A 21,739-nucleotide genomic window follows, 5' to 3' on the forward strand; every position below is an offset into this window, starting at 1 on the left:
CATCACCCACCTCAAAGAACATTTGTTCTTATTATAACAATAATATTATCTATTTTTAACAACTCGAACTGTTTTTAAAGCCTCTTCAAGGTTTTCATACACGGCATTGCCGACAATCACAACATCCGCATGTTCCCCCATTTCTTTTGCCTGGTTGGCCGTCGAAATGCCGCCCCCGTAAAACAAGGTCGTTTCTTCAAGCTCTTCTTTTACAGCCCGGACGATATTCGGATCTCCGTATGTACCGCTATATTCCAAATAAAAAACCGGCATGCGAAACATCTTTTCAGCCATCACTGCATAGGCGACGACGTCTGATTCTGTCAAATCTGTGTTGGCATCCGTCAGCTTCGCTGCCTTGCAGTCTCCATTTAAAATACAATATCCTTCAACAATCATTTCTTCCCAGTCGATTAATATTCCGTATTCCTTAACCGCTTCATGATGCAGTCCACTCACCCAGCGAACATCTCGGCTGTTCAGAACCGATGGGATAAAATATAAATCAAATCCCGGTGTGATGGATTCGATATTGCTCACTTCCAAAGCGCATGGCACTGTGTAACGCCGGACTCTTGCCATGAGATCCAACACATTATCCAGCGTGACTCCATCTGTCCCACCAATAATAATAGCATCCGTTCCAGATTCACAAATTCTTTCCAGCGCCTCGGATGAAATTTCTTTATTCGGATCCAATTTAAAAGCATGGCGCCATTTCGTGACATCATACATAAGCCGCGCGTCCTCCATTCTCCAATTCCGTACACTATTATAACATTACAATGAGCAAACTCCGAGATGAAATATGTAGAAATGATCGGGGGAATTGATTGAGGTAGAATTTTTGGCCCTCTATTTGAAAACTGTAGCGCCTATTTGAAGAAGTGCGTGATTATCAACTTATTACATTAAGCAAAAATATGATTTGCAGCAAACTAGAAAAGCCGCAGCATCACGTCTGCGACTTTTCTTTTTCCACTATCCGGTTTAATACCATTTCATATGAATCATTGCCATAATTCAGGCAACGTTTGACTCGGGAGATGGTCGCTGTGCTTGCACCGGTGGCGGCTTCAATTTTTTGATAAGTATTTCCTTCCCGAAGCATCTTGGCTACTTCCAGACGCTGGGACAAAGATTGGATTTCATTGATTGTGCAAAGGTCATCAAAGAATTCGTAGCACTCATCCATGTCTTTTAACGATAAAATCGCTTCAAACAATTGATCAAGCGCTTTTCCTCTTAACTTTTCAATCTGCATTTGAAAATCCCCTTTATAGTGCGTGTTCAAAAAGTTGCCAAATTAGAAGCAAAAAGGTCGAGGTGGCGAAGTTACATGCAGCGGAATGTATGCTTCTAAATGCATGGGCGGCAAAGAAACAAGCCCATGAAAAGATTTGCTGCTTATTATTTAGTGACTTCTTGAACTTCCTCTAATAGCTTTATCATTCCCCAAATGAGACCATCGTCATTTCCGGAACAATATTGATCCATGTTTTTCCCGGTACCCATTTCATTGGCTCACCGTCTTTATATGGAAGAATTCTTCCATCTTCATTTTTCCATTCAGCTTCCTGCATGATTCCTTTTTGAAAAACATATGCTTTTCCGCCTGAATTAAGATCAATATCCCGTCTACCTTTTTCATCCTTGGTTGTATGGGCTGCTTCAATAACAATCACATTATCAAGAAGAACGGATTTATCGTTGTCGTATTCAACTGTCTCCGCCCCTTCGGATGAACGAGTATATTTTTCCTTTTGAGCGTCATATTTGTACTCTGCCGTAAAAGTTGAATTTTGGCTGTATGCTACCTTCACGTTTGAAGCTGCGTCACCTTCAAGGTTTCCAGCCTCTTCATCCGTGAGAAAGCTCAAAGGCTTCGGGGCTTTACTCAAGTCATAGCCGGCATCTTTCGCACCTTTTTCGATATTTTTAAAAGTAATATAGGAATTATGCGGTGCTTTACGAAAGCTTGCACGCTTAAACAAAGTCCCGTCATGCTGAATTCCGTTAATATTGTCAATTGTTCCTGATGCCAGTGTCTTCTTTGCTTCCGGACTGTATCCATGAGCTATAAATAAGGCATCATAGCCTTGAGCCAAGTCAATAAAATACTGCCTTGCACTACGAACCGGGCCGATATTCTCAGGTTTTTCACTTTGGAAGATGGCCAGAAATCTCGTAACATCTCCTTCAGCCAATACCTCATATACGATATCTGCTTGAGATAAACCGCTTTGCGGTCTCGCTTTCGGATGATTATTGATTGTTACGGCCACTGCACGTTCGGGAGATTCTACCTTGGCTTCCACTCCAGTCAATGGGGCCGAGGTTTTTACTCCTTCTTGTTTTTCTGACTGCTTTTCAGGCTGCTGAGAGTCGTTTTTACTACATGCTGCTACAAACATCGTGAATGTTGCCATTATCACGAACACCAATCGTGTAAGTTTCACAATCCCATCCCCTAATTCACTCAAATTCTCTTACTCTCAACTATTTTAACGCATTAACGTTGGAAAGAGTACTGTTTTATTCATTACATCGTACATTCCTCGTTGAGTCACCCGAATATACGGCAAATGAGTAGAGGAAAGGAAAAATAAGGAATAGACAGGATCCGAAAACGGATATCCTCTATCTGCAAGCAGACCCCTTAACTCTTCTTCCTCTTCTATGAGCATCGGAAGCTCTTTATTTGACATCATACCTGCAAGCGGGAGGCGAATCTCGTGGATAACCGATCCATTTTCAGCCAGTACAATACCGCCGCCGATTTCTTTCATTCTTGTAAAAGCAAGCCTCATATCATTCTTGTTTTTTCCAATAAGAATAATATCTCCGGTAGTGGAAAATGAAGAAACAAATCCCGATACATCTGTGGCAAATCCTTTTAACATTGTATTGATTCTCCACTTTCCCTTTCTGTCCACCAGTGCAAAAAAGGATTCGTCACTGTCCTTCGGCAGCTCATCCAATGAAACATCCATCGCTATGGAATAAGGCTTCGTAATGACACTATTTATCATTTTTATCCCGAAAGGCATGGAAAATTCAAGGTCATCCATCGTTATTTCCCAATCCAAAACTAAGGGCTCAATTCCATACTCTTCCCAATGAATATCTTTGTCTATGACAATCGGTTCCCCATCTTTTTTCAGCCACTGCCCTTTTGCAAGGACAGAAATAGGCGTCGGATTAGTCTCATCTTCCAGGAAGTTGATATTGGCAATTCTTCCTGTTCCAATCATGCCATGGAGATGCTGCAGGTTATAATGTCTAGCAACATTATAAGATGCCATTTGATAAGCATCAATCGCGGGGACGCCGCTATCAATCGCCATGCGGATCATGACATCAATCATTCCTTGTTTGTAAAAAGCGGGTGTCGAACCGTCTGTTGTAAATAACATCGAGTCATACTGATCCAATTTCATCTTTTTCATATCCTTCAAAAGGACAGGTAAATCCGGTCGAATGGAAGAGTGCCTTAATGACACGGTATAGCCCTGCATAAGCCGTTTGTAAATATCCTCACCAGTCATTGCCTCATGGTCACAATCCGCGCCAAAGAGCATCAGCTTAGCAAGGGTTCTATCGGAAGCTCCAGGAAAATGCCCTTCGACTTTTTTACCAAGACGTTTTGTCTCTTGGATCCAATGCAACACGAGATCGTCGCCGTCCACAAGCTGAGGCCAGCCGCTCAATTCGCCGCCTTGAACAACTTTGTCATGTTCCAGCCAAGCTTTCACATCGCTGTTTGAAAAAATAATTTCTTCTCCATTCAGTTCTGTTTGAGCATCATAGCGCGTCCACCAATACATCGTAACAGGCGATTCATCGAATTTACGCAATATAGAAAACGCTTTCTTTTTCTGTAAATGTAAAAAGAGAAGAAGGTTGTCGTTTATAGTTGTTGTCGTCCCAGTCTGTGCAGCGTACCGTGAGAATGTTTGCGGATTGTACAAAAGGAATGGATGAACATGCGGTTCAATATAACCAGGGACCAATGTCAGCCCAGTGCAGTCCACGACTTCAGTTCCCGCTGTATTTATTGGGAGTGCCTCACCTGCATACACAATTCGATCATCTTGAATCCATATATTTCCTTCCACCCACCTGCGAAGCATTGAATGTAAAAAGCGGGCGTTTTTCAATAAAATTTCAGGCGGCTTTTTTCCATCAATAATTGCTGCCTGTTCGCGTATCGCTTTATTCCTCCATCTATATCTCTGTTCCAAGTTTCAACCCTCCCTAGGGAGTTCACTCTGATTTTTCTAATTTTAACATACTTTTTAATTTAACGCAGTGAAGATTAAAAATCGAATCTAAAAAGTTTGTGAATAAAGGAGATGCGTATTCTTTTGGAGTAAAATAAGCCCGAAGCACAATACTCAGTTCGATGGAGTTTTTTCCAGCATCGTCTAGTTGCTCAATACTGTTTTAAGAGATTTGTAGCTATTGTGATTTCCATTCCATCTTTTTTTTCTCTTGATTATGACTCTCAGAATTTTTGAACTTTACAACTTTCTCATTTTATTATGGGCAATAATGATTAGGAGAAGTATTAAACATGTTACGTGCCAATGAGGGATGGTACCCCAAAGTTACAAAACGATATTATTGGTCCTTTTGTTCATGCTTTTATGATCTTGGATGATTTGTCCACGCCAAAAAAAGAAGATACTTATGATTCCCAAGAGTGCAAATCCTAAAAACATCACACTGCCACCAAAATGCAATAACAAGTATCCACCAACTAATGGTCCAAAGAAATTTCCTATGCCCGTCAAATTCTGGGCCCCATAATACATTCCGCGCAAGCGATCGGGTGTAATATGATCAATCATCATATACTCCGCCGGGATTACCATCGTCTCCCCAATCGTAAAGATCACCATAAATAATATCATCGTAAACCAGCCAGTGGAGAATGCAAAACCGCCCATTCCAATTGAAAAGAGAAAACTGCCTGCAACAACAATCGTAAGCGGCTTAAAACGCTCGGCCCATCTCGAAATAGGGTATTGAAACAAAATGACACAGACACTGTTCACGGTTAGAACTGAAGTATAAAGCAGTGTACCATTCATAAAATGTTCATTTAAATACTGTTGCATCGTGACAGACCATTGTCCATGTACAGTCGTACTTACGAGACCTCCCAATACAAAGAAGAAAAGGATCTTATCATATTTGATGACACGAAAAGCTCCCTTTATCGTTTGCGATTCTTTCAATTGCTCCCCTTCAATCTGTTTAATGCCATATTTATTTAATAATACATGCAGTAAAAGGCTATACCCACCATATAAACAGCCTGTGACCAAAAATGGATCAATCGTTTCTTTCAGCCACAAATAAGCCCCGATAGAAGGACCAATTGCGTATCCGATATTATTAATCGTATAACGGATGGAGAATACGCGCATCCTTCGATCAACCGCTGTTAAGTCAGCAACTAATGCTTTGGATGCTGGAGCAAAAAAAGAGGTGCTGATTCCCTGCAACAGCATCATCAAAATTAAGAAATATACTTGCTTCGATAACATAAAACCAAAAAATATGAAGGAGGATACGTATAAAGAACCCAACATTACCTTCCTTCGTCCGATAAAATCCGATACAACACCGGCGATAAAGCCACTGAACGTAGCAGCTAGTGATCCAATTCCTAGTATTAAAGCAATTTTCACAGGATCAAAGTGTTGTTCCTTTACTAAATATAGAGGGAAATACAATATACTAATGCTGCTTCCGATCGCTAAGATCATCGTACCCAAAAGCAATGTATTAACAATTGGATGATACTGATTGAATGCTTGAACAAATTTATTCACCATGTATCTCCCTTACCTATTTTTCTCCTTTGATGAACGCCATTATTTGCTCCCCAAGCTTTTCTATTTTACTTGTTCTCAAGCTGTATTTCTGTGCAGTTGATCTGCCGAAGTGATGAGCACGGATCAATCCTGCTCTCCTTAATGTAGAGATATGGTAATTTGTTGTACTTTTTGCCAATCCAAGAAGTTTGTGAATTTCAGCAAAATTGGCTGGATACTGATTCAGTACACGCAGGATTTTCAAACGGTTAGAATCCGCAAGTGCTTGAGTAATCGCAACCAGAGAATACATCTTCCCACCAACTTCACCATTAGCCACTTTCATTGCACGCATAGATGGATATAAGCACGTACAAATATTTTCATGGAAATCTAAAATTGTAGCAGGATAATAATGATATTGCGGCGTTAAAATGACGGTCTTTACTTTTTCGGTTTCTTCAAGCCTGAGTCCGTTTGTTGCTTCTTCGATTAAATCAATTGGAGAAAGAGTTGTAAGCAACCGTTCCTTTTCTTCCGCATCATTTTCCAAAGAATGCAAGATATTGGAATCCATTTTTTGAAAGTATTGCTCATTCCACTTTGCTAATAGGTACACCATGCGATCACGGATCTCTCCAAGATTGCCCGGAATGGAATCTACCCATGGGGAGAGGAGCTCATAAATATCTCCTGCTGGTTGGTTTTGCAACCATGTTAGAAATGCATCTGCCGTCTGATCACCTTTATATTGCCAAACAAGCAAATTTATGCGATGTAATACTTCATAACGTTCATCAGCCAATTGTCTAGCAAATTGCGGATCCAATTTCTGCTGCGTTTCCTGAAACCAGTCATCCTGCAAGTATAAATTTTTAACTTGCTTATGATGGATAAACTTATAGAGACTGTTAATTAACTCGTATACAGGTGAAAAATCAATAACCAGTTGATATCTCATAATCGCCTTCCTTTCATCTATTTTGTTCGATAAAAAGAGAACTAGAAATTAGTTCTATTATACACGAACCATGTGAAAACGCAGACCACTAACTTTCGACAAATCCCACCTGTGTGAAAAGATTGATTTACCTGGTTTCCATAAAGTCCTTCATAGACTTCTCCACTCTTTGCCGCATAACTAGGCGCTATAAATTCTTCATAGTAACCTTGCCCTTCACCCTTTGGACTATTCCACTAAGGCCTTCTCTCCCATAAAAAAACTCCCGCCCGCAGGCAGGAGTTGATTCTTATAAAGCTTTATATCCAATATCTTTCCGGTAAAAGAAATGGTCGCTGTTGAGTTTAGTCATTTCCTTATATACGTTCTCAGAAGCAGCAGCAATGTCCGCCCCCTTAGCTGCAAGAAGAAGCAGGCGGCCGCCGTTGGAAACATACGTCCTTTCTTCATTTCCCGCTGCTGTTCCCGCATGGAACACCTTAATGGAAGGATCCAATTCTTTCAAATCAGGAAGCGCTAATCCTTTTTCATAATCGCCGGGATAACCGTTGGATGCATAAACAACTCCGATCACTGCCTCGTCCGACCACTCAATGGCAGGCTCTTTCCCATCAAGAATATCATTTACAAGTACAGCCAAATCACTGTCAAGACGTTCAAGTACGACCTGTGTTTCAGGGTCTCCGAACCGCGCATTGAATTCAATCGTTTTGGAACCATCTTTTGTTAAAATCAAGCCGGCATATAAAATTCCGGTGAACGGTCTTCCTTCTTCAATCATAGCATTGGCTGTCGGAATCAAAATGTCCTTTACAGCCTGCTCAACTTCGCCAGCTGGAATATGAGGGACAGGTGAATAGGCCCCCATTCCGCCTGTATTAGGACCTTGATCTCCGTCAAAAGCTCGTTTGTGGTCTTGCGCGATGACCATCGGATAGACTTTGTCCCCGTTGACAAAAGCCATTAGCGAATACTCTTCGCCTTCCAAAAATTCCTCAATCACAACACTTGCGGATGATTCACCGAATTTTTCATCCAGCAGCATATCTTTCAATGCCGCATGTGCCTCTTCGAGTGTCATGGCTACAACAACGCCTTTTCCTGCAGCAAGCCCGTCCGCCTTGATGACAATTGGGGCTCCTTGTTTGTCGACGTAAGCTTTCGCTTCCTCGTATGAATGGAAAGTTTCATAGGCAGCGGTTGGAATCTTGTATTTTTTCATTAAATCCTTTGCAAAGGATTTGCTTCCTTCGATAATCGCAGCATTTTTCCTTGGACCGAAAATTTTCAGACCTGCTGATTCAAATTCATCGACGATCCCAGCATTTAGCGGCACTTCAGGTCCGACAATAGTCAAGTCAATCTTCTCTTCTTTTGCCAGATCGCTCAAATCTGCAAAAGCTGTTTCTTTAATTGGCACTACGGTTGCATCTTCGGCAATACCTGCATTCCCCGGTGCACAGAAGACTTCCGTCACCTGCTTGCTTTCTTTCAATTTTTTACAGATGGCGTGTTCTCTTCCGCCTCCGCCAACAACTAACACTTTCAAAGAAATTCACCATCCATTGTTTTAGTGTTTAAAATGACGCACGCCAGTAAATACCATAGCGATTCCATGTTCATCCGCCGCTTTGATTGAATCTTCATCGCGGATAGATCCCCCAGGCTGGATGATAGCCGCAATACCTGCTTTTGCTGCTTCTTCCACTGTATCACTCATCGGGAAGAAAGCATCTGATGCAAGTACAGCGCCTCTCGCTCTTTCCCCTGCCTGCTCGATCGCTATTTTAGCCGCACCAACACGGTTCATCTGGCCCGCTCCGACACCAAGAGTCATCGCTTCATCTGCAACAACGATGGCATTTGACTTCACATGCTTGACCACTTTCCATGCCAGCTTCAAGGCTTCCATTTCCTCTTCGGACGGCTTGCGCTTTGTCGGAATTGTAAGCTCTGCATCATCAAATCCAAGGGCATCCTGATCTTGTAGCAGCAATCCGCCTTCAATAGATGTAAGAACTTTTTCCGGAGCATTTTTTTCATCAAAAGAAATCGTTAACAGACGGATATTTTTCTTGGTTGTTAAGATGTTCAGTGCTTCTTCTGTAAAAGAAGGTGCAATGATGATTTCCAAGAAAATTTCTTTCAGGATATTTGCAGCACTTCCGTCCACTTCGCGGTTGAATGCAATGATTCCACCAAAAATGGAAGTCGGATCAGCCTCATACGCTTTTGAAAAAGCATCCGCAGCATTTTCACCTGTTCCGACGCCACAAGGGTTCATGTGTTTGACCGCTACTGCAGCAGGTTCGCCGAATTCTTTTACAATCTGAAGTGCTGCATCGGCATCGCGAATATTGTTAAAAGATAGTTCTTTTCCATGGAGCTGCTTGGCACGCGCAATGGAAAACTTCGAACCAAGTGGTTTTTCATAAAAAGTCGCTTTTTGATGCGGATTTTCTCCGTATCTCAACGATTGTTTCAATTCATAAGTAAATGTGACTCTTTCTGGCTGCTCTTCTCCTGCCAGGTTTGTCATGTATTCCGCAATTAATGCATCATAAGATGCTGTGTGTCGATATACCTTTGCTGCAAGCTTTCTTCTTGTTTCAAGCGAAACATTCCCGTTTGAGCGAAGTTCATTTAAGACCTGCCCATAATCCGTAGCATCGACGATAACAGCGACACTTTCGTGGTTTTTAGCAGAAGCACGAAGCATCGCGGGACCACCGATATCAATATTCTCGATCGCATCTTCGACGGTTACACCGGGTTTTTCGATCGTTTTCTGGAACGGATACAGATTGACGCAAACCACATCAATTCCCTTAATTCCCTGTTCTTCTAGCTGAGCCATATGGGATGGATCATTCTTTTTGGCTAGTAATCCTCCGTGAATGAAAGGATGAAGTGTTTTGACACGACCTTCCAAGATTTCTGGAAAGCCTGTCACCTCGTCAACAGCCGTTACAGGCAGATTGTTCTCTTCCAGCATTTTTTTCGTTCCGCCAGTTGATAAAATTTCAAATCCTAAATCGATTAATTCCTTCGCAAAGTCGACGACTCCGCTTTTATCTGACACACTGATGAGCGCTCGTTTCATTCTTGCAGCACCTTCCATTTATCATTTTCCTTCAAACAGCTTATCAAGCGTTTCGGGATAAAATTCATGTTCAATTTTGTGAACCTGTTGTGCAACTTCATCTTCAGTCGATCCGTCCTGAATTTCGAGGGCCTTCTGAGCAATGATCGGCCCTGTATCCATTCCTTCATCCACAAAGTGAATCGTGACTCCTGTCACTTTCACACCTGCGGCTACTGCCTGGCCTATCGCATCAACGCCCGGAAAAGCAGGCAACAGCGATGGATGAATATTGATGATTTTTTCAGGATAGTTTTCAAGAAGCACTGACCCAATCAAACGCATATATCCGGCCAATACGATATAGTCCACATGATTATTTTGGAGTTCTTCATGGAGCATCGTTTCAAACTCCACTTTGGATGCATACTGCTTTGGACTGAATTCCAGAACAGGCACCCCAGCTTTCCTAGCCCTTTCCACGACGAAAGCACCTGGCCTGTCACAGACAAGCAATTTTATTTCCGCCCGGAGCTTTCCAGATTCAACTGCGTCATGGATAGCTTGAAAATTACTGCCGTTCCCTGATGCAAACACTGCTATCTTTTTCACTGTTGTGTACCTGCCCCTGTAAATTGTACGCCTTCTCCTTTAATGACAGTGCCAATCTTATAAGCTTTATCGCCCTTCTCAATGAAGAAGCGGATGGCTTCGTCAGCATCGTCTGGATCTACAGCCAAGACAAGACCAATTCCCATATTGAAAATATTATACATTTCCTCTGTCTGAAGCTTCCCATATTTTTCCAAAGCTTCAAAGATAGGAAGAATAGGCCAAGAGCCTTCTTTCACTTCGGCTCCCAGACCTTCCGGAAGCATTCTTGGAATGTTTTCAATAAAACCGCCGCCAGTAATATGAGCCATCCCTTTGATTTCAAACTCCCGAAGTGCGGAAATAACCTGTTTCACATAGATGCGTGTAGGTGTAAGCAGTTCTTCTCCAAGCGGACCGTTCAATTCCGGCAATTTTTCATCAAGGGAGAATTGATTTTCTCCGAAGAAGACTTTACGGACAAGTGAATAGCCGTTGCTGTGGATCCCACTTGAAGCAAGACCGATTAGCACATCCCCGTCATTAATATTCTCTCCATTAATTAATTGGGACTTTTCGCAAGCACCCACTGTAAAACCGGCAAGATCATATTCATCTTCCTTGTACATTCCGGGCATTTCTGCAGTCTCTCCGCCAATCAGAGCACATCCAGCCATTTCGCAGCCGTCCGCGATTCCCTTGACAATCTGCTCAATTTTATCCGGAACTGCCTTCCCGCAAGCAATATAGTCGAGAAAATAAAGAGGCTCTGCTCCTTGGACAACGACATCATTCACACACATGGCCACACAATCAATGCCGATTGTATCGTGTTTGTCCAGCATGAAAGCAAGCATCAGCTTTGTTCCGACACCATCTGTACCAGAAATGAGGACAGGCTCCTTCATATTCATTTCTGATAAATCAAACGCACCGCCAAATCCTCCCAGTTGTCCCATGACACCGGTCCTGTTCGTCCGTTTCACATGCTTCTTTATTTTCTCAACCGCTTCGTAGCCAGCTTCAATATTAACTCCGGCTCTTTGGTAGGCATCAGCCATACTTATTGCCTCCTATCACGTTTTTACAATCAAGTGGCGGCGAATGTTTCGCCGCCTTTTTTAAATCTAATGTATCATGAATTGTGCGAAATCCTGGATAATCGTGCGATATTTGGATTTATTGTGCGATATTCCAAATAATCGTGCGAAAATCGAGATTATCGTGCGATATCTTAAATAATTGTGCGAACCGCTTTTCTATGTCCAGTCTGTACGCCGCTTAACCGTCGCCCTACGCTTTTCTACTGTCTAGCTCCGGTGTCTAGCCCCTCGAGGTCATAAGCCCATTCCCTGTGGTGGCTGAAGTACTGCCTCCTCGGGAATCGTCTTATGCTTGTCGGGGCTAATCAAGACACCTACGCTTTTCTTCTGGCCAGCTTCGGGCTCCAGCGACTAGCAGACTTCCTTCTCCTTCCTACGATAAGTCAACATCGGCTCGCCTTTGGCTTCACCGTGTTTCCTTTATCTCGTCAGGAGGCGTCCAGTCTGTACGCCGCTTAACGTCGCCCTACGCTTCTTTATTCCATCTCTTTTTCGTATGGCAATGGCGTATCTGGGTAGATTTCGGTTGGGTATTCACCCGTAAAGCAGGCCATACACTGACCACAGTTTTTACCAAGGTCTTCTCTTCCGATTGACTTCATCATTCCATCGACGCTCAGGAATGTGAGTGAATCGGCTCCAATGATCTCTCGGATTTCTTCCACGCTATGGTTGGAAGCAATCAGTTCTTCATGAGTAGAAACATCAATGCCATAAAAGCATGGATTCGTCATTGGCGGAGAACTGATACAAACATGAACCTCTGTCGCACCAGCTTCTTTTAACATTCGTACAATTCGTCGGCTTGTCGTACCACGTACGATTGAATCATCGACCATGATGACACGCTTTCCTTCAACTACCTTGCGGACAGGGGACAATTTCATTTTGACTCCCTGCTCGCGAAGCTCCTGTGTTGGTTTGATAAAAGTTCTTCCAACATACCTGTTTTTAATCAATCCAAGCTCGTATGGAATACCAGCGGTTTCCGCAAAGCCGATAGCGGAGGAAATACTTGAATCCGGGACTCCGGTTACAACGTCACCTTCGATATTTGCTTCAATTGCGAGCTGCTTTCCAAGATTCTTTCTAGCCGTATGGATGTTGATTCCACGTATGTCGCTATCTGGTCTCGAAAAATAAACATATTCCATTGTACATATGGAATGGGAGCCTGAAAGCGTAAAGCGCTCTTCATGCAAACCTTCATCATTGATGATGATCAATTCCCCAGGTTCAACATCGCGAATGTACTCCGCTCCAATCAAATCGTAGGCACACGTTTCCGATGCAACACAATAGGCATCTCCCACTTTTCCTATGGAAAGCGGCCGTAATCCGTTCGGATCCTGTGCAATAATCAATTCATTTTCAGTTAATACGATTAAGGCGTATGCACCTTTCACCATTGAAAGTGCATTTTTCACCTTGTCTTTCAGTGCCAGGTACCCACTGCGTTTAATCAGATGCGCAAGTGCTTCCGTATCTGTATTTGTTTGAAAAATACTTCCTTGCATTTCCAATTGGTGCCTTAAATCATTTGCATTGATCAAATTTCCCGTATGTGAAAGAGCAAGACTTCCACTTGAGGAATGGAAGAGAAGCGGCTGGATATTTTCAATACCGCTCTTTCCTGTATATCTAACATGGCCAATCGCTCCGGCGCCTTTGAGGCTGTCAAGCTTCTTTTCGTCAAAAACGTCGTTGACGAGCCCATCTCCTTTTATGCCTTTCATGCGCTTTCCGTCTGTTACAACAATTCCGGCGCCTTCTTGCCCTCTATGCTGTAGACTGTGCAGACCATAATATGTCATTCTGGCTGCATCAGGGTGACCCCATATTCCAAACACACTGCATACCTCATTTATGCTTATTTATTCAGCAGAGACGGGATAGCTCCCTTCCAAGCCTCTTCCATCTTTCTGCTGTCGGATTTGATCAATAGCTCTTTATCTTCATTAAGGATGACTAATTCTGCGTTGTCTGTCACTTCACCAATCAAAGTTGCATCACTCACGATTTCTTCAAACGCCGCCTGATTTTCCTTCTTGATCGAAAGGATAAAACGAGATTGTGTTTCAGAGAATAATGCTGTCGTTTTATCTCCGGCAAAAGTCACTTCCACTCCAAGTCCTTTTGTACCAAACAAGCATTCAGAAAGGGCTACAGCTGCTCCGCCTTCCGAAATATCATGGGCAGAAGATACAAGGCCTCCCCGAATTGCTGCAAGAATCTGCTTCTGTCTTTCAACCTCAACTGTCAGATCAATTGAAGGGGCTTTTCCGAAAATATCGCCGTGAACCAATTTCTGAAGCTCACTTCCGCCAAATTCAGGCTTCGCTTCTCCTAGAATATATACCAAGTCACCTGCTTCTTTGAATGACTGTGTAGTTGCATGTGCAAGGTCCGGAATCAAGCCGACCATACCAATAATTGGCGTTGGATAAATCGCTTTTCCGCCTTTTTCATTATAGAGAGAAACATTTCCCCCGATGACTGGGCTGTTTAGCGCAAGACAGGCTTCACCGATTCCTTCTGCGGATTTTTCAATCTGCCAGAAAATCTCTGGCTTGTCTGGACTTCCGAAGTTTAAGCCGTCTGTAATTGCAAGCGGCTCAGCACCAGAACACACAACATTTCTTGCCGCTTCCGCTACTGCAATTTTTCCACCTGTTTCTGGATCAAGATAAATGTAGCGAGAATTACAATCCGTTGTAATTGCGATTCCCTTATTCGTTCCAGGAATTCTAACAACTGCTGCGTCTGACCCAGGAGTAACGACAGTATTGGAACCTACTTGATGGTCAAATTGGCGGTAAACCCACTCTTTGCTGGCAACTGTCGGTTGTTGTAAAAGCTGAAGGAGCGTATCCTCGTAGTCATTTACTTCTGGAATATCAATTTCCATCTCCTGATATTCCTGAAAATATGCCGGAACCTCAGATGTTTTATGATAAACTGGAGCTTCTTCTGCAAGGGCATCTGCTGGTACTTCTGCCACAACCTGTCCCTTATGAAGAAGGCGGAGCATTTTATCATCCGTTACATGGCCAACAGCTACAGCTTCCAAATCGTAATTTGCAAACAGGTCGATAATTTCCTGCTCACGTCCTTTTTTGATTACAATGAGCATCCGTTCCTGTGATTCAGACAGCATCATTTCATAGGCAGTCATATTCTCTTCACGCTGAGGAATCAGATCAAGATTCATTTCAACACCATAACCCGCCTTACTTGCCATTTCAGCAGAGGAGCTTGTCAATCCGGCTGCACCCATATCCTGGATTCCGATTAAAGCATCTGATTTTACGAGCTCCAAGCAAGCATCCATCAACAACTTCTCTGTAAAAGGGTCTCCTGCCTGTACCGCTGCGCGTTCTTCGTTTTCATCCTCAGACAGTTCCACTGAGGAAAAAGTAGCTCCGTGAATACCGTCACGGCCAGTCGCAGCGCCTACGTACATAACAGTGTTACCAACACCTTTAGCTTGGCCTTTTTGCATGTCTTCATGGTTAAGCAGACCCACTACCATTGCGTTGACAAGAGGATTTCTTTCATATGCAGGGTCAAATTGAATCTCTCCGCCTACTGTCGGAACACCAAGTGAGTTTCCATAATCAGCAATTCCCGCTACTGCCTGCTCAAGCAGGTAGCGAACCCTTGGTGAATCCAATTCACCAAACCTTAAAGAGTTCATAGCCGCAATTGGACGGGCACCCATCGAAAACACATCACGGACAATTCCGCCGACGCCAGTTGCCGCTCCTTCATATGGTTCAACAGCCGAAGGAGAGTTGTGGCTCTCAATTTTGAAAACAACCGCCTGGTTATCGCCGATGTCCACGATTCCAGCACCTTCTCCTGGCCCTTGTAGAACTTGCTTACCTTCTGTCGGGAACTTTTTCAGCACAGGCTTGGAGCTCTTATAGCTGCAATGCTCAGACCACATGACGGAAAAAAGTCCTGTTTCCGTGTAGTTCGGCGTTCTTCCAAGCATTTTTTCTGCAAGTTCGAACTCTTCGTCTGACAAGCCCATCTCTTGATAGATCTTTTGTTCTTTAATCTCGGATGGATTTGGCTCAAGCATTTGTGACATTTGTTTCCCTCCAGTTTTGTACAATTGATTTGAACAATTTCACTCCGGCAGCGCTGCCTAATAGTTCATCTACAGCTCTTTCAGGGTGTGGCATCAAGCCAAGGACATTTCCTTTTTCATTTGCAATGCCGGCAATGTCAGCCATACTGCCATTTGGATTTTCAGATGTATAGGTGAAGATGATTTGATTGTTGTCTCGCAGCTTTTTCAATTCTGTTTCACTGCAGTAAAAACAACCCTTTTTATGTGCAACAGGCAGTGAAATGGTTTCCCCATTTTTATAAAGTGAAGTGAATGTAGAGTCATTGTTCGCCACCTGAAGCTTGACTGGCTTACAAACAAATTTCAACCTTTCATTTGTAAGCAGCGTACCAGGAAGCAATCCTGCTTCAAGTAGAATTTGAAATCCATTTCCAATTCCGAGAACAGGCTTACCAGCCTCGGCCGCTTTAATGATTTCTTTCATGACAGGCTGCCTTTTGGCAATCGCTCCCGGCCGGATGGCATCACCGTATGACGCTCCTCCTGGGATTAGAACAGCATCATAGCCTTCAAGACTTGCTACATCATGACGGACATACTTCGCTTCTTCTCCGGTCGTCTGCCTAACCGCTTCGTATAAATCAGATTCACATGTTGTACCTGGAAAAACGACTATCGCGATTTTCACTTTGCAGCCGCCTCCTCGATTTCAAAGCGGTAATCTTCAACTTCCGTATTTACAAGAAGGTTTTTGCACATTTCATGGACTGCTTCTTCCACATTTTTGTCGGTTTTGTCGATAGTCAATTCGACATATTTCCCAACACGGACATTTTCAACTTCAGGAAAATTAGAATTCTTCAGTTCCTTTGTTGCCGCCGCCCCTTCAGGATCGATGACACTTTCCTTCAATGTTACAAATACCTTCACTTTATACATCTTCATTTCTCCTTTCGCTTTCGCGAGTTTTAGTTCAATCCAAGACGTTCAAATATTGTATCAACGTGTTTCAAGTGATACCTCGGGTCAAAACATGCATCAATTTCATCTTGGGAAAGCAGCTTTTGAATAGTTGCATCCTCTTCGATCAACGTTTTGAATGAGACTTGTTTTTCCCATGCCTCCATGGCCTTAGGCTGTACGGTATCATACGCCTCTTCACGGGAAAGCCCCTTATCAATCAACATTAGCAACACTTGCTGTGAAAAAATCAATCCAAGTGTCCGATCCATATTTCTTTTCATATTTTCAGGATAGACTGTCAAGTTTTTCACAACGTTGCCAAAACGATTCAGCATATAATTCAAAGCGATGGTTGCATCCGGCAGAATAATTCTTTCAGCGGATGAATGCGAAATGTCGCGCTCATGCCACAAAGGAACATTATCATATGCTGTCACCATGTAGCCTCTTATAACGCGAGCCATTCCGGCCATGTTTTCCGATGCGATCGGATTGCGTTTATGAGGCATGGCAGAAGATCCTTTTTGTCCTTTTGCAAAAAATTCTTCTACTTCACGTGTCTCACTTTTTTGCAAACCGCGGATTTCAACCGCGAATTTTTCAATGGATGTTGCAATCAGCGCGAGGACGCCCATATAGTGAGCATGGCGGTCACGCTGTAAAGTTTGCATTGAAAGTGGTGCTGGCTGGAGCCCCAGCTTTTCACAAACAAATTTTTCTATAAAAGGATCAATGTTCGCATAAGTTCCGACAGCTCCGGAAATTTTTCCGAATTCGACTCCCGCTGCTGCTTGATTGAACCTCTCCAGATTTCGTTTCATTTCTTCATACCAGAGGGCCAACTTTAATCCGAATGTTGTCGGTTCCGCGTGAACTCCGTGCGTTCTCCCCATCATAACCGTATCTTTATGCTCAATTGCTTTTTCACGTAAAATATTGATAAAGTTCTCGAGATCTTTCCTGATGATTGTATTGGCCTGCTTTAATAGATAAGAAAGGGCCGTATCCACGACATCCGTAGATGTCAATCCGTAGTGAATCCATTTCCGTTCTTCATCAAGCGTTTCTGAGACAGCTCTTGTGAAAGCTACAACATCATGCCTTGTCTCCAGTTCGATCTCTTTAATCCGGTCAACGTCGAATCCAGCTTTTTCACGGATTTTTTTAACGTCTTCCTTGGGAATCTCCCCGAACTCAGCCCAGGCTTCACACGCCAGAATCTCGACTTCCAGCCATGCCTTATACCTGTTCTTTTCTTTCCAAACAGCTCCCATTTCAGGCCTTGTATACCGTTCAATCATTGTCAGAAACCCTCTCTTTTCAAGCTATTTCCAAATCTCATTTCCACGCAGCTCTTCCAGGGTTTTATCCATGTCGGCAGTGAGTATCGTGATATGTCCCATTTTTCGGTTCACTTTCGCTTCTTCTTTTCCGTAAAAATGTACATTCCAATCCGGTTGCTGCGGAATTTGCTCGATGATACCTTCCACATGCTGACCTAGCACATTCACCATCACAGCCTGCTCCAATAATCTTGACTTCATAAGAGGCCAGCCGCAAACCGCCCGGATATGTTGGCCAAACTGCGAAATGTTACATGCTTCGATCGAGTAATGTCCCGAATTGTGTGGACGTGGTGCTAGCTCATTCACATAAATTTTTTCATCTTTGGTCAAAAACATTTCCACAGCCAGCGTTCCGACCAAATTTAAGTGCTCGGCTATCTTTTCAGCCAATTGTTCCGCATCTTTCACAACGTTTTCGGATACCTTGGCAGGAACAATGGTTTCATGCAAGATATTGTTCACGTGAATATTTTCTCCAACTGGAAAACACTCAAGGTCTCCATTTATACCTCTTGTCATGATGACTGAAATTTCTTTTTCAAATGGAACCCATGCTTCTAGCACACACGGCCCGTTTTTTAACAGCGATGCAGCTTCCTTGGCATCTAGGGTCCCGCGTAAGACATATTGACCTTTTCCGTCATATCCTCCACGGGAAGTTTTTAATACACTTGGAAAACCGATATGATCCATTGCTTTATAAAGATCCTCTTCGTTGTGAATGACTGCATAAGGAGCAACGTCCACTCCAGCATCGGTCAATGCCTGTTTTTCCAAAATACGGTCCTGAGTGATTCTGATTAGCTCGGCTCCCTGCGGCACATATGCTTTTTCCGTCAGCCATTTGAGTGCTTCATAGTCAACATTTTCAAATTCATAGGTGATCACATCACTGACAGAGGCAAGCTTTAAAAGGGCATCCTTGTCATCATAAGGAGCAATGATTTCTTCATCTGCCACTTGCCCCGTGGGTGAATAGGGGGATGGTTCCACAACTGCAATCTTAAACCCCGCATGCTTTGCAGCCAATGCCATCATACGCCCCAATTGCCCTCCGCCAATAATTCCGATCGTACTCCCCGGTTGTATCACTTTAGACAAGCTCATCACTGCTTCCTAAAACTTTTTCTTTTAAAGCATCTTTTCTGTTTGTAAGTTTTTTATAAAGGGCATCATTATCCGTCGCTAACATTTGTGCTGCGAGAAGGCCTGCGTTTGTAGCCCCTGCCCTTCCAATGGCAACGGTTGCCACTGGAACACCTCCTGGCATTTGAACAATGGATAATAATGAATCCATTCCTTTCAAAGCTCTTGATTCAACCGGAACACCAATAACGGGAACCAGAGTTTTTGCTGCGACCATTCCTGGTAAGTGCGCCGCTCCGCCAGCACCGGCAATAATGACTTTTAACCCTTTTTCTTTAGCCGCTTCCGCATATTCAAACATCAAATCTGGTGTTCTGTGCGCAGATACGACCTTTTTTTCATAAGGAACTTCAAGCTCATCTAAAATGTCACAAGCATGCTTCATTGTTTCCCAGTCAGATGTACTACCCATAATAATTCCGACTTCGGCCTTCATAAAATAAAACCCTCCGCCTCTGTTTTTTTAAAAGAAAAGTACAAGCACCTAAGATAAGGAAGTGAGTCCCTGCTCTTATCAGCCAAAGCCGAACACTTCTGATGACGTTTTTTGCCTTCTGAAACGATTGGAAAATCTTGAGCTGATGGGGACTCTGCTGGCTCAGGCAGCGGGTCCTATCGCTTCGCCTTCATTGCACTATACTTCCTCAGCGTCGGAGCCAGATAAAATCAAAAACCGGATAAACTACTCTCTTTTGAAAAGAAAGCAGATTATCCGGGAGTTCATGCACAATCATATTTCCCAAATCCCACTTTCCTCATAGTCCAATTATTTACGGTAATTGGGTAGAAACTTATGGGCCTTATCCCCATGATATATGAGGCTTTAACAATATAATTTTAACAATCCAGCGTATCGATGTCAAACAATAATCGAACGATGAATAATTCTTATTTGTTAATGTTCGGATTTAGGTGACTTTTATTCCTTCAAAAATAATCTTTTGAGAGACTGGCTTATATTCAATTTTTCCTTTTTTCTTTTCTTCTATAAATACAGGCTTTTCGATTCTTCGAACAGGCTTGTATCCTTCCCGTTCCATTCTTGCTAAACATTCACTAATCGTTTCGTTTTCTTCAACAGCAAACCTTTTTTTCGCGGACATCAATGAGGAAGCTTTCCTTTCTTCACAGATTTTACCCAGAAGCCGCCATAAATAGTTTTCGGTTCATAGGCAATGATAAAAGCCTTCGGATCCAATTCCTTGATGAGCTGATACAGCTTTAATTCATATTTTCTCGGCGTTAGCACCTGCATGGCCATTCGCTCTCCTTCGAGCCCATGAGCAGCCCAGCTTGTTACTCCATACCCCTTGTCCCGAAGCTGTTTCGGAAGATCTCTATCATATTCTTTTGTAATGACATTCACGGTTATGTATCCAAGCGCCAGCTTTTCTTCGATTTTTGTACCTACAATTACCCCCGTACCGTAACCTACAGCATAGGCAATGAGATTTTGAATTTGATTCAGGTTATCCAGCACCAGCCCGAGGCCCACGACGTAAATAACAATTTCTATCATGCTGACAACCGCTGCAACATACCGGTATCCCTTTAAAGTCAAAATCATTCGGATCGTAAAAAAAGAAACATAGACAACATTGATGATAAAAATAATGGCAACCATTACCAAGCTGTTCTCTAACATTGAGGGCCCCATCCTTTCTTATTAAACCTGACACAATTATAAAGGATTTTAACCCGTTTTCATATTTAATAGTATTATCTGAAAATCCTTTATCTTTTTGGGGTGGAAGGGTGAAAAATGGGAGATTTAGCTGGATTGCACGATTTGTGTGTTTGATTTGTCTGTGGCTCGAGTTTAGGAGTGCGAACTTAGTGTCGGACTCCAGTTTTTAGAATGCAACCGTTCTTGTTTTGGACTCTGGTTCATGTTTTTGGGTGCGAACCGGTTATTTTTTAGCCTCTAGATCATGTTTTTTGTTGCGAACCGGTTATTGTGCGAAATCTGGGCGAATCGTGCGAAAATCGAGTTTATCGTGCGATTTTTCATTTTATCGTGCGAAATTAAACATTATCGTGCGAAAACGGCATGTTATTGTGCGAATGCCTAAAAAAGAGAAGTTCTTCATCTTTTATATTCTGGATCATGTTTTTTTACTTCGAACTAGTTATTATTTTAACCTCTGGGTCATGTTTTTTGTTGCGAACCGGTTATTGTGCGAAATCTGGGCGAATCGTGCGAAAATCGAGTTTATCGTGCGATTTTTCATTTTATCGTGCGAAATTAAACATTATCGTGCGAAAACGGCATGTTATTGTGCGAATGCCTAAAAAAGAGAAGTTCTTCATCTTTTATATTCTGGATCATGTTTTTTTACTTCGAACTAGTTATTATTTTAACCTCTGGGTCATGTTTTTTGTTGCGAACCGGTTATTGTGCGAAATCTGGGCGAATCGTGCGAAAATCGAGTTTATCGTGCGATCTTTCATTTTATCGTGCGAAATTGGACATTATCGTGCGAAAACGGCAAGTTATTGTGCGAATGCCTGAAAAAAAGAATTTCTTCATCTTTTACCTTCTGGAACATGTTTTTTACTTCGAATCGGTTATTATTTTAACCTCTGGGTCATGTTTTTCGCTATGAACCGGTTATTGTGCGAAATCCTGGCGAATCGTGCGAAA

Annotated in this window: 19 protein-coding genes and 1 riboswitch; all 19 genes read right to left on the reverse strand. The window is 42.8% G+C overall.

Translation table 11 applies throughout. From position 1 onward, the window contains the following. Positions 1–45: 45 nt before the first annotated feature. Complete coding sequence (gene pcrB, locus D5F11_RS12630; RefSeq protein WP_120116604.1) at positions 46–735, reverse strand: heptaprenylglyceryl phosphate synthase; 690 nt, start codon at positions 733–735, stop codon at positions 46–48. Positions 736–955: 220 nt separating this feature from the next. After that, positions 956–1,264, reverse strand: coding sequence for a YerC/YecD family TrpR-related protein (locus D5F11_RS12635; protein WP_120116602.1), 309 nt, complete (start codon positions 1,262–1,264; stop codon positions 956–958). 184 nt (positions 1,265–1,448) lie between these two features. After that, a complete protein-coding gene (locus D5F11_RS12640; RefSeq protein ID WP_185830672.1) occupies positions 1,449–2,429 on the reverse strand; it encodes a DUF3048 domain-containing protein in 981 nt (326 codons plus the stop codon). A gap of 75 nt (positions 2,430–2,504) precedes the next feature. Further along, positions 2,505–4,244 (reverse strand): adenine deaminase C-terminal domain-containing protein, encoded by a 1,740-nt coding sequence (locus D5F11_RS12645; RefSeq protein ID WP_120116597.1) that lies wholly within the window; start codon positions 4,242–4,244, stop codon positions 2,505–2,507. A gap of 366 nt (positions 4,245–4,610) precedes the next feature. Beyond that, positions 4,611–5,843, reverse strand: coding sequence for an MDR family MFS transporter (locus D5F11_RS12650; RefSeq protein WP_185830673.1), 1,233 nt, complete (start codon positions 5,841–5,843; stop codon positions 4,611–4,613). A 16-nt stretch (positions 5,844–5,859) separates the two neighbouring features. Further along, positions 5,860–6,786, reverse strand: a complete 927-nt coding sequence (locus tag D5F11_RS12655) for an ArsR/SmtB family transcription factor (protein WP_120116593.1) — start codon at positions 6,784–6,786, stop codon at positions 5,860–5,862. A 289-nt stretch (positions 6,787–7,075) separates the two neighbouring features. Next, positions 7,076–8,335 (reverse strand): phosphoribosylamine--glycine ligase, encoded by a 1,260-nt coding sequence (gene purD / locus D5F11_RS12660; protein WP_120116590.1) that lies wholly within the window; start codon positions 8,333–8,335, stop codon positions 7,076–7,078. A gap of 21 nt (positions 8,336–8,356) precedes the next feature. Then, entirely contained in the window at positions 8,357–9,907 is a 1,551-nt protein-coding gene (purH, locus tag D5F11_RS12665) for a bifunctional phosphoribosylaminoimidazolecarboxamide formyltransferase/IMP cyclohydrolase (protein ID WP_245998194.1), read from the reverse strand. Positions 9,908–9,910: 3 nt separating this feature from the next. Next, positions 9,911–10,480 carry a phosphoribosylglycinamide formyltransferase gene (purN, locus tag D5F11_RS12670; RefSeq protein WP_120116587.1) on the reverse strand — a complete coding sequence of 190 codons (570 nt, stop codon included), beginning with the start codon at positions 10,478–10,480 and terminating at the stop codon, positions 9,911–9,913. Beyond that, positions 10,477–11,520 carry a phosphoribosylformylglycinamidine cyclo-ligase gene (gene purM, locus D5F11_RS12675; protein ID WP_120116585.1) on the reverse strand — a complete coding sequence of 348 codons (1,044 nt, stop codon included), beginning with the start codon at positions 11,518–11,520 and terminating at the stop codon, positions 10,477–10,479. Before purM ends, purN begins: the two co-directional genes overlap by 4 nt. A gap of 518 nt (positions 11,521–12,038) precedes the next feature. After that, a complete protein-coding gene (purF, locus tag D5F11_RS12680; RefSeq protein ID WP_221768454.1) occupies positions 12,039–13,412 on the reverse strand; it encodes an amidophosphoribosyltransferase in 1,374 nt (457 codons plus the stop codon). A gap of 20 nt (positions 13,413–13,432) precedes the next feature. Further along, the gene (gene purL / locus D5F11_RS12685) at positions 13,433–15,658 is read right to left on the reverse strand and encodes a phosphoribosylformylglycinamidine synthase subunit PurL (RefSeq protein ID WP_120116579.1); all 2,226 of its coding nucleotides are present in this window, start codon (positions 15,656–15,658) and stop codon (positions 13,433–13,435) included. Continuing rightward, positions 15,642–16,328, reverse strand: a complete 687-nt coding sequence (gene purQ, locus D5F11_RS12690) for a phosphoribosylformylglycinamidine synthase subunit PurQ (protein ID WP_120116576.1) — start codon at positions 16,326–16,328, stop codon at positions 15,642–15,644. The genes purL and purQ overlap by 17 nt, the downstream gene beginning before the upstream one ends. Next, on the reverse strand, positions 16,325–16,579 hold the full coding sequence (gene purS, locus D5F11_RS12695; RefSeq protein WP_120116574.1) for a phosphoribosylformylglycinamidine synthase subunit PurS: 255 nt from the start codon (positions 16,577–16,579) through the stop codon (positions 16,325–16,327). Before purS ends, purQ begins: the two co-directional genes overlap by 4 nt. A 29-nt stretch (positions 16,580–16,608) precedes the next feature. After that, positions 16,609–17,904 carry an adenylosuccinate lyase gene (purB, locus tag D5F11_RS12700; protein WP_120116572.1) on the reverse strand — a complete coding sequence of 432 codons (1,296 nt, stop codon included), beginning with the start codon at positions 17,902–17,904 and terminating at the stop codon, positions 16,609–16,611. Between the two features lie 24 nt (positions 17,905–17,928). Further along, positions 17,929–19,056: a 5-(carboxyamino)imidazole ribonucleotide synthase gene (gene purK, locus D5F11_RS12705; protein ID WP_120116569.1), complete on the reverse strand. Its 1,128-nt coding sequence runs from the start codon at positions 19,054–19,056 to the stop codon at positions 17,929–17,931. After that, positions 19,043–19,531 (reverse strand): 5-(carboxyamino)imidazole ribonucleotide mutase, encoded by a 489-nt coding sequence (gene purE / locus D5F11_RS12710; protein ID WP_120116567.1) that lies wholly within the window; start codon positions 19,529–19,531, stop codon positions 19,043–19,045. Before purE ends, purK begins: the two co-directional genes overlap by 14 nt. 302 nt (positions 19,532–19,833) lie before the next feature. After that, positions 19,834–19,934: riboswitch (purine riboswitch) on the reverse strand. Between the two features lie 69 nt (positions 19,935–20,003). Further along, positions 20,004–20,198: an NETI motif-containing protein gene (locus D5F11_RS12715; RefSeq protein WP_120116564.1), complete on the reverse strand. Its 195-nt coding sequence runs from the start codon at positions 20,196–20,198 to the stop codon at positions 20,004–20,006. Continuing rightward, a complete protein-coding gene (locus tag D5F11_RS12720; protein ID WP_120116561.1) occupies positions 20,198–20,740 on the reverse strand; it encodes a DUF2179 domain-containing protein in 543 nt (180 codons plus the stop codon). The genes D5F11_RS12715 and D5F11_RS12720 overlap by 1 nt, the downstream gene beginning before the upstream one ends. Positions 20,741–21,739: the final 999 nt, after the last annotated feature.

The organism is Siminovitchia terrae, assembly GCF_003605405.2.
GTDB classification, from domain to species: Bacteria; Bacillota; Bacilli; order Bacillales; family Bacillaceae_C; genus Siminovitchia; species Siminovitchia terrae.